Origin of the sequence: Pseudomonas sp. NPDC087639 (assembly GCF_044743385.1) — a bacterium.
GTDB lineage: Bacteria > Pseudomonadota > Gammaproteobacteria > Pseudomonadales > Pseudomonadaceae > Aquipseudomonas.
This window is the reverse complement of the sequence record NZ_JBIUWI010000001.1, coordinates 308,958-320,792: the sequence shown is the minus strand read 5'-3', so window position 1 is coordinate 320,792 and position 11,835 is coordinate 308,958. Positions and strand designations below refer to the sequence as shown.

The 11,835-nt window shown below is 53.5% G+C and carries 14 protein-coding genes; 7 read left to right on the top strand and 7 right to left on the bottom strand.

Annotation, left to right across the window (positions count from 1 at the left end; genetic code table 11):
* Positions 1-118 precede the first annotated feature (118 nt).
* The 5 genes from ACIOVB_RS01365 (at position 119) to grxC (ending at position 3,104) form a co-directional block, all read left to right on the top strand.
* Positions 119-1,039 carry a LysR family transcriptional regulator gene (locus ACIOVB_RS01365; protein ID WP_401264162.1) on the top strand — a complete coding sequence of 307 codons (921 nt, stop codon included), beginning with the start codon at positions 119-121 and terminating at the stop codon, positions 1,037-1,039.
* A gap of 256 nt (positions 1,040-1,295) precedes the next feature.
* Positions 1,296-1,763 carry a cyanase gene (gene cynS / locus ACIOVB_RS01360; protein WP_187680568.1) on the top strand — a complete coding sequence of 156 codons (468 nt, stop codon included), beginning with the start codon at positions 1,296-1,298 and terminating at the stop codon, positions 1,761-1,763.
* A gap of 101 nt (positions 1,764-1,864) precedes the next feature.
* A complete protein-coding gene (locus ACIOVB_RS01355; RefSeq protein WP_401264160.1) occupies positions 1,865-2,113 on the top strand; it encodes a DUF2790 domain-containing protein in 249 nt (82 codons plus the stop codon).
* 38 nt (positions 2,114-2,151) lie between these two features.
* Positions 2,152-2,814 carry a carbonic anhydrase gene (locus ACIOVB_RS01350; RefSeq protein ID WP_401264158.1) on the top strand — a complete coding sequence of 221 codons (663 nt, stop codon included), beginning with the start codon at positions 2,152-2,154 and terminating at the stop codon, positions 2,812-2,814.
* 26 nt (positions 2,815-2,840) lie between these two features.
* Entirely contained in the window at positions 2,841-3,104 is a 264-nt protein-coding gene (gene grxC, locus ACIOVB_RS01345; protein ID WP_401264157.1) for a glutaredoxin 3, read from the top strand.
* A 21-nt stretch (positions 3,105-3,125) separates the two neighbouring features.
* Here the strand turns inward: grxC and ACIOVB_RS01340 are convergent, their stop codons facing one another.
* The 3 genes from ACIOVB_RS01340 to ACIOVB_RS01330 form a co-directional block, all read right to left on the bottom strand.
* A complete protein-coding gene (locus ACIOVB_RS01340) occupies positions 3,126-5,198 on the bottom strand; it encodes a pyridoxamine 5'-phosphate oxidase family protein (protein WP_401264156.1) in 2,073 nt (690 codons plus the stop codon).
* A gap of 67 nt (positions 5,199-5,265) precedes the next feature.
* On the bottom strand, positions 5,266-5,463 hold the full coding sequence (locus tag ACIOVB_RS01335; protein WP_401264154.1) for a hypothetical protein: 198 nt from the start codon (positions 5,461-5,463) through the stop codon (positions 5,266-5,268).
* A 41-nt stretch (positions 5,464-5,504) separates the two neighbouring features.
* The gene (locus ACIOVB_RS01330; RefSeq protein ID WP_187680561.1) at positions 5,505-6,128 is read right to left on the bottom strand and encodes a DJ-1/PfpI family protein; all 624 of its coding nucleotides are present in this window, start codon (positions 6,126-6,128) and stop codon (positions 5,505-5,507) included.
* A gap of 264 nt (positions 6,129-6,392) precedes the next feature.
* On the opposite strand from ACIOVB_RS01330, the gene ACIOVB_RS01325 reads away from it, so the two are divergent.
* Complete coding sequence (locus ACIOVB_RS01325; protein WP_401264152.1) at positions 6,393-7,169, top strand: alpha/beta fold hydrolase; 777 nt, start codon at positions 6,393-6,395, stop codon at positions 7,167-7,169.
* A 37-nt stretch (positions 7,170-7,206) separates the two neighbouring features.
* On the opposite strand, the gene ACIOVB_RS01320 is transcribed toward ACIOVB_RS01325, so the two are convergent.
* From ACIOVB_RS01320 to ACIOVB_RS01305, 4 genes are all read right to left on the bottom strand, one after another.
* Positions 7,207-8,118 (bottom strand): LysR family transcriptional regulator, encoded by a 912-nt coding sequence (locus ACIOVB_RS01320; RefSeq protein ID WP_401264150.1) that lies wholly within the window; start codon positions 8,116-8,118, stop codon positions 7,207-7,209.
* A complete protein-coding gene (locus ACIOVB_RS01315; RefSeq protein WP_187680558.1) occupies positions 8,118-9,038 on the bottom strand; it encodes a LysR family transcriptional regulator in 921 nt (306 codons plus the stop codon). The genes ACIOVB_RS01320 and ACIOVB_RS01315 overlap by 1 nt, the downstream gene beginning before the upstream one ends.
* 198 nt (positions 9,039-9,236) lie before the next feature.
* The gene (locus ACIOVB_RS01310) at positions 9,237-9,866 is read right to left on the bottom strand and encodes a glutathione S-transferase family protein (protein ID WP_187680557.1); all 630 of its coding nucleotides are present in this window, start codon (positions 9,864-9,866) and stop codon (positions 9,237-9,239) included.
* 135 nt (positions 9,867-10,001) lie between these two features.
* The gene (locus ACIOVB_RS01305) at positions 10,002-10,547 is read right to left on the bottom strand and encodes a LysR family transcriptional regulator (protein ID WP_401264148.1); all 546 of its coding nucleotides are present in this window, start codon (positions 10,545-10,547) and stop codon (positions 10,002-10,004) included.
* A 334-nt stretch (positions 10,548-10,881) separates the two neighbouring features.
* Here ACIOVB_RS01305 and ACIOVB_RS01300 point away from each other — a divergent pair, with 334 nt between their 5' ends.
* On the top strand, positions 10,882-11,814 hold the full coding sequence (locus ACIOVB_RS01300) for an alpha/beta fold hydrolase (protein WP_401264147.1): 933 nt from the start codon (positions 10,882-10,884) through the stop codon (positions 11,812-11,814).
* Positions 11,815-11,835: the final 21 nt, after the last annotated feature.

The window sequence follows — 11,835 nt, the reverse complement described above, 5'->3', positions numbered from 1 at the left end:
TGTCACCATTCCCGCTATAGGGGCCCGATCCAGTTAAGTTGCTGCGATCAAGATAGGCCTCAGCACTGTCGCAAACAATCAGGCTAATATCGTATGAACTGATGCAGGAATTAGCACAATGCAGAAATCCGGGCTCCTCGAACTTAACGCTGTGGTCGCCGTTTCCACTCATCGCAGCTTTCGTCGTGCGGCAGTGGAATTGGGAATGTCGCCATCAGCACTCAGTCATGCGATCGCCGCCCTGGAGAAACGCCTTGGCGTGAGGTTGTTCCACAGGACCACGCGCAGTGTTTCGCTGTCTGAAGCAGGCGAGCAATTTCTGGTTCGAGTGCAGCCCGCTCTGCGTGATATATCCGCGGCCATGGAGGCGGTTAGCGAGTTCCGCGATACACCGGCGGGAACCCTGCGGCTGAACACCTCCGAAGGTGCCGCGCAAATGGTGCTAACCCCGGTGGTACTGGAGTATTTGAGGCGTTATCCAGACATGCGGGTGGACATCGTCACCGATAGAAGCCTGGTAGACATCGTCGCTGGTGGATTCGACGCCGGCATACGGTTGGCGGAAAGCGTTCCGCAGGACATGATCGCCATTGCGATCACTCCACCGCTCCGTTTTGCGGTGGTTGCTTCTCCTCAGTACTTCGCGAAATGCAAAAAACCAAAAGTTCCGGCAGACCTGCTCGCACACAACTGCATACGCGTGCGCTTCCCCAGCGGCACGATCTACAAATGGGAATTCGAGAAGCGCGGTGAAGAGCAATCAGTCGATGTCAGAGGATCGCTGACCCTCGATAGCCACCACTTGATGTTAGAGGCTGCTTTGCAAGGTGCCGGCATAGCCTGGACCAATGATTTCGCCGCTTCAGCCCATATTGCGTCCGGAAGTCTCATCCGCGTACTGGAGGACTGGACACCTCCGTATCCGGGACTGCGTCTCTACTATCCCGCGAATCGTCATATGCCTGCGGGGCTTCGGGCTTTCGTCAACGTTGTCCGTGAGATTGTGTCGGAGAATCTGATCAGTAAAAAGAAAGGCTGAGCTTCTGTGCCTGGTTCAGCCAACACTGCGATTTCTCGGGAGCCGCGTTCAACTGCACCAAGCCAAACCAAGTAACCGCCAGTAATCAGCAATATCGCTTCCGAGTTTTAAACGTTCATGAACTCTCCCGATTCGAATCTATAGGTAGAGCTTATGCGAAGCATTGTCTATCGGTCTTGGACGCTATCAAGCAAACGGCAGAACATAGCTTCACACCAAGCCGCACTAACCCAAGCATTCCGATAGGAGAAACACCATGCAACAGTCCCACGCTTACAACGACACCAGTCTTGAACTGACCGCTAAAATTCTGGACGCCAAAGCCCGCAAAAACCTGTCTTTCGAAGACATGGCAGAAGGCACTGGCCTCGGTCTGGCCTACGTGACCGCCGCCCTCCTCGGCCAGCACCCACTTCCAGAAACTGCCGCGAAAGTGATCGGTAAAAAACTGGACCTGGACGCCGACTCGATAGCGCGCCTGCAAATCATCCCACTGCGTGGAAGCCTTTCGGGGGTCCCTACAGACCCGACCATCTACCGCTTCTACGAAATGATCCAAATCTACGGCACTACTTTGAAAGCCTTGGTTCACGAACAGTTCGGCGACGGCATCATCAGCGCGATTAACTTCAAGCTCGATATGAAAAAAGTTGAGGATCCTGAAGGCGGCCACCGCGCGTTGATCACCCTCGACGGCAAGTTCCTGCCACTGCGTCCTTTCTAAGAAAGCGACTGGAAATGTAATTCGGCCCGCACTCCAAGCGGGCCAGCCCCAACACATTTACCCATTTCACCGACTCACCAAATCTAAATGGAGGATTCGTCATGAAAAAATTTCTGTTTCTCGCCCTGTCCCTGTCAGCTTCGTTGTCGGCCTATGCACAGGAAGTTTCAGTTGCGCCAAAAGCCACTCCGTATGTCTACGGCATGCACTTGGATATTGCCAAGGTCATCAACATCACTGAAGCAGCAGACATCTGCGGTCCAGTGCCAGTGCAAATGACCTACAAAGATTCGCACGGTGACACTCATGCTCTTGAATACAGCGGGATAGGTCGCGGCTGTACTAACTGAATGTCACCCAACTTAACTACCTGCTAAAGGCCAATCCCATGAAAGCGCTCATTGAAGGTTTTTTGAAGTTTCAGAAAGAAGCATTTCCGCAACGGACAGACCTGTTCAAACACCTGGCCACCACACAGCATCCAGGCACGTTGTTCATCACGTGTTCCGATAGCCGCGTAGTACCGGAACTGTTAACGCAACAAGAACCTGGCGAGCTGTTCGTGATCCGGAACGCGGGGAATATCGTGCCGTCGTATAGCCCCCACCCCGGAGGTGTGTCGGCAACGGTCGAATACGCCGTGGCGGTGCTCGGGGTGACCGACATCGTGATCTGTGGCCATTCGGATTGCGGTGCAATGACGGCTGTCGCCAAGTGCAAATGCATGGATCACCTTCCTGCCGTCGCCGGTTGGCTGCAGCATGCAGAGTCCGCAAAAGTAATCAACGAGTCTCGCGCTCACGTCAATGACGCGGCAAAAGTAAGCTCGATGGTTCGAGAAAACGTGATTGCCCAACTCGCCAACATCCAGACTCACCCGAGCGTGCGCATCGCTCAGGAAAAAGGCTTGTTGAATTTGCATGGATGGGTTTACGACATCGAAACCGGATCGGTTGACGCTCTTGACTCTGATAACCGCAGCTTCAAATCGTTGGCACAGTACCCTGATACCTGCGCCGTACTCGCTCGCGTAGAAAAAGCCGCAGCCTGACATTGTCTAAACGAAGAGGACTCTTCATGCCTGAAATCATTATGTACACCACTAGCACCTGCCCTTACTGCCGTGGTGCTAAGCAGCTGCTTGACTCTAAAGGTATTTCTTTTACCGAAATCGACGTTCAGTCAGCTGATCAGAAGATCGAAATGATAAATCGCAGCGGCCGTCGCACGGTTCCGCAAATTTTCATCGGCGACTGGCATGTGGGTGGATTTGACGACCTCGCTCAACTCGACCGTGAAGGCGGTTTGGCTCTATCGCTCAACCCGCGTCTCGCGGGATGAGCGATAGAGAAGGCGTTCATGTCACAGATCCAAAATCAGGGGGGCGTCGCCCTCCTTGCTTTGCGCTGGTACTGCGCAGCAAATCAAGACCTCTCCCTGCGCCGGCATTTCAGCGGGCAAGTTCAAATAGTGCACTTCGCCACTGATCAATTTTGTACGACAAGTCCCACATGACCCGCCGCGGCAACTGAAGTCCGGATTCAGACCACGACTTTCAGCCAGCTCCAACAGGCTGCCGTTTCCTGGTTCCCAACGGGCCTCTTTCGCAGAACTCGCGAACAGCACTTTAACCGGTCCACTGGCTGGCGGAACTTGCTCTACCGCCGGGGTCAACTGATCGCGTAATCGAACCAGAGTCGAAGGCCCGAATGTTTCGGCGTGAATGCGATCATCGCCAATGCGTAGTTCTCGTAGCCCATCGTATAGAGCCTGGGTGAAGGCGCCCGGACCGCACAAGTAAAAGTCATAATCATCCAAGGGCAACAGCGCTTTGAGTAAAGCTACGTCCACACGTCCAGCTAATTCGAAGTCTTCGCCCTCGCGAGCATGTTGCTCCGGCTGACTTAGAAGTCGCAATGCGCGAATCTTGTCTTTTGCACGGGTCGCCAGTTCAAACAGTTCATCGCGAAATGCCAGTTCCGCCAGACTACGCGCGCTTTGAATGAACCAGGTCGGCCGAGTGCGACGGATTCGTTCTCCTTCATAGATGACTTCGCGCAGCATCGACAGCAACGGCGTGACCCCAACGCCAGCGGCCAATAGAACCAATGGCCGATGCTCATCGGCGTGCACTGTGAAACGACCTTGGGGGGCACGAGCTTCAATGAGATCCCCCACCCGAATCTGGTTGTGCAGGTGCGACGAAACCAAGCCGTCACGCTTGACACTGATCCGGAAGAAAGTGTCAGAGGGTGCGCTCGACACACTGTAAGTTCGGACCAAGGGTGGCTGTCCTTCAGCCAGGTGAAACCGTACGGGTAAATGTTGGCCAGCCTCAAAGCGCGGCAATCCCGCCCCATCGTCAGGTTCCAGATAAAAAGAACTGATGGTGCTGCTCTCTTCAACGATACGGGTCACGCGCAGATGCCGCCATTGGTCGCGTAGTGCATCGGCCTTTAAGCGGCCTTCTGCTTTTTCCCAACTGCCGGTCATCAGACTATTAGGCGAGAAACCTTCAAGCGCCCAGCGCAGGGCCAGTACGCCTCGCCTTCTAACGACATGCTCTACCGTTAGAGTCCAGAGTCTTTCCGCCCCTTGGAATGCTGCGACTTCCGGCCCCTCAAGAATAATCTCAGTGCGCCCTGCCACCTGAAGCACATCACCTGACGAGAAATCGACAAAGACCAATCCAGCCTTAGGATTGAGCAACAAGTTGCCCAATGTATTGAAATGCAGATTGCCAGCGAAATCGGGAATCGTCAGAACATTGCCTTGGACCCTGACAAAGCCGGGGTTACCTCCGCGGTGCGAGACGTCCACCGAGCGTCTGGATGAATCTCCTTCGAGGTCGATGTAGCTGGCGAGGAAGAAGGTATCGGCCTTGCGGATCATCTCTCTTGCGGCCTCGTCCAATTCGCTTAAGCATTCCGCTGCAACATTGGATGAGGGCCGACCAACGCTGACCGGTTCTACGCTCCGCAACTGGATGTATTGCGGACAGTTGCCGAAAGCGTGCACGACAGAAACGGCAATACCGCCAGATAAGGCGGTACTGATGTTGCCATTCATTCGATTGCGCCTTCGGGTCTTCAAATCGATGCCGAGCAGCCCGACTGCGGCACCCGTTACCAAAGCTGCTTTGACTGGGTCACCCTCTGCGGGGAGGCGGTCGAGTTGCAAAATGCGTGGATCGGGTGAGTGAACGAACCCTGGAGGGCCTTCTATCAACGTCGCCCAAGGAATGCCTTTTTCGTCAACCGCACCCAACACTAGATAAGGAAGCTGGCTGTAGAACGAGCGATGCTGATCCGGCATGTAGTCTCGAACAACCTTTCGCCCAAATTGCTCCATCTGCTGCGCCACGCCGACACTTTCTTGCAACTGCCGCTCACCAGCATGCCAGGGTGAGGCCCTTTGCTCATCAGTATTATTCATGATCACCTCTACGTATTCTTAAACAGGTGAATCGACCGGGTGGGCTGTATAAAGTCGACCAGATTCTTCAAGAAAAATCGCCACCTTTTGCCCGTTCGGTGTTGGCCAGTAGTAGTAGTCCAATACTTCGGATGGTTTTGACATCGGTATAACCTCTGAACACATCGACGGGAAAACCAGGACAGATATTCGAATTGAGTTCCCATTTTCCACCGGAAAAAAAGTCGTTCTGAATACCAACGAGGATGAGTGCGGTGTCAGCCATACAATTGCCTCCAGAAAGTCGATACAGAATACTCAGTGGGGCTAGGCTACTTGCGGCGCGTCGTACCAATCACGATCGGGTGTAGCGAAACGCATTTTCTGACGGATATAAGTCGCGTTTTCTGAACTGGTTAGTTTTTCCAGCAGCAAAAAAGCGACTTCTGTGGCGGTACCAGGACCGCTGGAAGTAATGATGTTGTCGTGAACAACGACTGGTCGATCTACGAAGAGAGCGCCGCTTTCCACTAACTGGTTTTTCCTTTTTCCTCCCTCTTGGTGATAGGTGGTTGCATGCTTGCCACGTAACACGCCTGCCACTCCCAAACACACCGATGACACGCAGACGCTGGCGACGGGTTTGCCGGCTTCAACGAATTGTCGAATGGTTTCAAGAAAAGGCTCACTAAGAGCTTCCTCATAGAATCCTGCAGGTTCAAAACCACCCGGCAAAGCCAGTGCATCAAAGCTACTCACGTCTAGATCACGGAGCAGAAAGCTCGGATTAAGCGCGAGACCAAATGTGGTGATGATTTTTTTGCGAAGGCCTGCATTCACTAACTCAAGAGGACAATCACCGAGCAAATCGGCCCAACCGAGCACGTCAGTGAAGGCCGCCATTTCCATTGGTTCTACACCGTTGGCTAACAGCATGAGTACTCGTTTCATTGTTGTCTCCGCGGTCAGGCGTTTAATAAAGTGCTTGAAACGCATGCTCCGCTTTAATCGCTTTGGTGAGAACGAACACAAAACACAATCCAATGTTTCGCCTGCTGAAATGCTGGGGGACGTTTGTATCGGTTTGTAGCAAAGGCCGTATCAGACACGTTTCCATGCATAGCACTGGAAAACCGGACACATACGGGACACAGCTAGCGTTCTAAATATTCCTGTCGCTCCACCACCCATCTCCCGTTTGCACAGGAACATCAGATGAAAAAGATATTCGCAGGTCTGGCCTTGGCAGCCGCGATGGTTACAGCCACCGCAGCGATGGCCGCGCCGGTCAAACCGACTGTCGTGCTCGTACACGGAGCTTTCGCCGATTCGAGCAGTTGGAATGGCGTCGTCAAAATCCTGGAAAAAGATGGCTATCCAGTGATCGCAGCCTCGAACCCGCTGCGCTCACTCAAAGGTGACGCGCAGTCGGTCGCCGACATGCTCGCCAGCATTAAAACGCCGGTCGTGCTGGTTGGGCACTCCTATGGTGGCCCGGTCATCAGCGAAGCGGCTTACGGCAATGCCAATGTCAAAGCACTGGTATACGTCGCCGCTATTGCACCCGAAGCAGGTGAATCCACCGCAGAGTTATCTGGACGTTTCCCGGGTGGCACGCTGGGCCCTACCCTCGCCCCCCCCGTAGCCTTGGCTGACGGCGGTAAGGATCTGTATATCCAACAAGACAAATTCCACGACCAGTTCGCAGCCGACGTTTCCAACGCAGACGCCAAATTGATGGCTGCGACTCAACGTCCCGTAACGGTTGCAGCACTCAATGAAGCATCCACAGAGCCGGCCTGGAAAACTATTCCTTCCTGGTTTGTCTACGGTGACGCTGATAAGAACATCCCAGCACAAGCCCAAGCCTTTATGGCTGAACGAGCACACTCCAAGCAGACCGTCGTAGTTAAAGGCGCGTCGCACGTTGTGATGGTGTCCAATCCGAAAGTCGTCGCCAGCCTGATCGAAAAGGCAGCGAACGCCAAATGAAGCTCGTCGGCGACCTCAGTCCGCGATCGCCGCACGCTCAATGAACATCCGGCAACATTGCCGGATGTTCGCGCAGGCCCTCGACAATGTGGTCGACAAAACTGCGCACTCTCATTGAAGCTCTACGCCCTTCTCGGTAAACGACATGAACTGGAAGCGCTGGCAGCTCGAAAGGTTGCAACACCCTGCGTAACCGACCGCCATTTAAATAATCGTAGGCGGGATAACTGAGGCAGCGCGTAAGCCCCGCGCCATGAGCCGCCGCATCGATGGCAGATTGAACGGTGGTGCAGCTGACGCGTGATCGGGCCTTAATGGTGGATTGAAAGCCTTGGTTGGAAAAATCCCAGTTGATCTTCTCCCGATAAGCTTGAATGCCAATAAGCCGGTGACTTTTAAGATCCTCAGGCTCGGCGGGCACACCATGGGCTTCGAGATAGGCAGGACTGCCACAAACGATCGTACGAACGAAGCCAACAGGCCTGGCGATCAACGATGAACTGGGCAAATTCCCCACCAGCACGGCCACGTCAAGCCCCTCCTCGTTCATGTTCGGAAAACGATCATGATAATGGGCGAATACTCTGACTTCGGGATAAAACTCCATGTAATTCGCAAGCAAAGGCGTCATTACATAGCGGCTGAAAAGGAGTGGAAGCAATACAGTCAGATTACCCTGAGCCTGAACATGAAGGCCTTTAGCTGATGCTTCTGCGTCTTCGATTTCTTTGAGGATGCGGGAGCAATCAGCCATAAATGCAGCACCCGACTCAGTCAACGAAACTCCACGAGTGCTTCGTTGCAATAGCGGCACCCCTAGGCGCGCCTCCAATCGGGCAATCGCGCGAACGACTGTCGGGCCAGAAACGTTCAAACGGCGCGCAGCTGCCGCCAGGCTTGGCCGCTCTGAGAGCGCTTCAAACATAAGCATTTCATGAAAGCGGTCCATTAGAGCGCGCTTTTCATAGTAGGTCGAAGCGCGGTATCACGTCCCAGACGTTCCGTGAGGAAATCCACGAACGTACGTATCTTCGCTGGTACGCGGTTACTCTTGAGGTAAACGACCTGGATGGGTAAAGCGGGCGGTTCAAAATCTTGGAGTACTACCTCCAGTTCACCGGCGGCTACTTGACTAGCCACCTGGTAGGACAACACGCGTGTCACACCCCAGCCCAGACAAGCAATATTGATGGCAGCTTGATTTGCGGTAACGACTAGCCGCGGATCGAAACGAAAGCTTAGTGCATTTCCTTCATTTTCAAATTGCCAATCGCTCAACAAATGGCTCGCGGAAGACATAACGATTTTGGCAGAACCTAATTCTCCAGGATGGCGGGGTCTGCCGAATTCCTCGAAATACTTGGGGGCGCCACAAATTACCTGGCGCACCTCGCCAACTTTGATACCGTGCTGATTATTCTCGTGCAGATGGCCAATACGGATCGCCACATCGATACCTTCATCAACCATGCTTGTCACGCGGTCAACCAGTAACGCGTTGAGATGTACAGAAGGAAATTGATCCAAGTACTCAGCCAGCAAAGGCGCAATGTACAGCTCACCGAAAAGCACGGGAGCTGTCACCGTCAGGTGCCCACACGGAATTGAGTAGCTGCCGGCAGCAGCTTCCTCCGCTTCATTGACCTCACCGAGTATTCGCCGACAATCATCAAGATACCGTTGCCCTGCCTCAGTCAAGTGCAAGCTACGAGTTGTGCGTGAGAGCAACTGAGTGCCGATGCGTTCCTCCATAGCAGCAATGGCACGGGTAACGCTGGGGGGAGAAATATTCAAACGACGGGCGGCGGCCGCAAAACCTTCTTCTTCGGCCACCGTCATGAATATCTGCATTTCCTGAAAGCGATCCATAGGCGACTCAGCCGTGGTGTAGGGACAGCAAGATCTGATCGCGAGAGCGAGCAGACGTAGATGCAAAAAAGTGTCGCCAAGAGCGACTAGTGCAAACCCTATCCAGATGACTAGTACGACAGGCGAAAATTCGAAGAGATCGTAGTTGAATGAGCGAAGACTACCCGGAATTTTTCCCGGATAGCTCCGGCCGCTGGATCAAGCTTGTTGCAAACCCTTGGCAGTACGCTGCATACCTACGAAATTTGGCAATGCCTCGATACTGCTCAACCAGGCCCGAACGTTAGGATAGTCAGTCAGTGCAACATTGCCTTCTGGAGCATGGGAGACGTAGGTGTAGGCTGCGACATCTGCAACGGTCGGTTTGTCGCCAGCCAGGAATTTGCTTTTACCCAACTCTTGCTCCATCACCGTCAGCAGGGTGTGGGACTTGCTGATCGCATCCTCCGCATTGTAACCGGCACCGAACACCGTGATCAGTCGAGCGGTAGCGGGGCCTGAGTTGATCTGCCCGGCGGCAACGGACAGCCAGCGTTGTACTTTTGCTTGCGCTACAGGATCAGTGGGCAGCCACTCACCGTTGCCGTATTTAGCAGCGAGATAGACCAGAATGGCGTTCGAGTCAGCTAGAACGGTGCCGTTATCATCGATCACCGGTACTTGGCCGAAGCTGTTGAGCGCTAGGAATTCGGGCATTTTGTGCGCGCCCTTCATCAGATCCACAAATATCAATTCTGTTGGCTGGCCGAGCAGTGAGAGCATCAATTCGACACGATGCGCGTGGCCAGACAATGGATGACGATAAAGCTTGATTGGTTGTTGGGACATGACGTACTCCGGCTGTTCTGGATTCGACCCGGTGATCGTGTCGATGGAGTCATCTTGCTCTCCCCTACCAAACAGAGGAATTACCATTATTTACAATCCAGCATTTCACTGGGCGTAATGGTCAGCACCCTATTCTCAGTCCACTGCCGCGGATCCAAGCATCAAATTCATGAATGCGACCGACGCGGCACTGTGGTAGTTATTTTTTCGCCTTAGAATCGACACTCCCCGTTGAGGCGCCTTGTCGATCAAGGCTAGCTTGTGCAGAGCGCGATCCTGCGTGGCGATGGGTTCAGGAAGAATGGTGGCGACCGCGGTGTTTCGAATGACTTCAAGCAACGTGTTTACGGAGTTGACCTGAATCGTCACCTTGGGCGTGATTTTCGCTTTGGTGAAGTACTCATCGATACAAATGCGCGTAGCGAAGTCAGGGGTCAGCAAAGCAAAATCCAGTTGAGCTAACTGGCCCGTCGTGAGTGCTTCCTGGCAGTCATAGAACCCAGCATCTGTGGGTCTGACAGTCCGGGATGTTCGGTCAAAAAGGCTGACGCCAAGCGTTTCTTCCAGCTGCCGTATCTGCTGCGACAGTGTCGGCTGAGACACATGAAGGACTTCTGCGGCTCGGGTGAAACCACCGTGGTCAGCTACTGCCAACAGATACCGCAAATGTCTTAGAAGCATTGGATCACCGCAAGATTGGGTTCGTAATGCATTGTATCTCTGACCGTTGCGCAGCGATTGGCAGAGCAGGTATCAGCTTATTTTTCTCAACCGAGTCTCCCAAAATGGAATGGATCTTCCGTGAGCACCGCTGCCGCGCAGATGCCCAGCTCTGTGTCGGGATTAGAGTACTCCCGTCCTCATGATTCTTTCACCAGGGGAAATACCGCATTGTCATTATTAGTCATTCCTCAGATTCAGTGGTTTATCGAGTATTGGATACAGCGCAAAACAACATCAACGCGCAGACCAAACTTCTCCGCAGATTAGCTCTGCAACCACTGGAGTACCGGTGATGCCCTTACTTAAATACCTCTCCTTTCTCGTTTTGACGATGCTTTTGGGCTTCGGACATGCCCAAGCAGAAACGCCAAAAATGAAGTATCGCCAAGTGACAGTCGATGGCGTAAATATTGCCTATCGAGAAATTGGCGATCCCAGCGCCCCCTCCGTATTACTCCTTCATGGAGTGCCCAGCTCGTCTCGCATGTACGATGATCTCATGAAGCAATTGGGTAACCGTTTCCACCTCATTGCTCCGGACTACCCAGGCTTCGGTAACAGCGATGCGCCCCCACCAGACAAGTTCGTCTACACATTTGATCACCTTGCGAAGGTGATTGAGCACTTCACAGATGCAGTCGGGCTCAAACGGTACAGCTTGTTTATGCAAGACTACGGCGCTCCCGTCGGTATGCGATTAGCGATGGCAAGGCCCGAAGCCATAACCTCAATGGTGTTCCAAAATGGCAATGTCTATGCAGAAGGTTTGGGCAAGATGTGGGACAGCCGCAAAGCCTACTGGGCGGATCGTGGTGCTTATGAGGCCAAGTTTCAGGCTGCTCATTTGTCCCTGGACGTAACCCGACAGCGGCATGTCGGCAGCGATCCAGACGTCACAGCGTACAACCCCGATTTATGGCAGGACGAAGTGGCATTCCTCAACCGCCCCGGTGAAGGCGCGATTCAAATGGCACTGATCTACGACTATCGCACCAATATCGATGCCTACCCGGCGTGGCAGAAATGGCTGCGTGAACATCAGCTACCCACACTGGTTATCTGGGGCAAGCATGATTTGGCCTTTACCGTTGCGGGCGCTGAAGCTTTTCGCAGGGACTTGCCCAATGCAGAGATTGCGATTCTCGACGGGGGACATTTCGTTATGGACACCCGGCTGGAAGACGTCGCGAACCTCACTCGAAAATTCCTGATCAAGCAAAAATGAAAAAAGCGCACCCTGACCTGA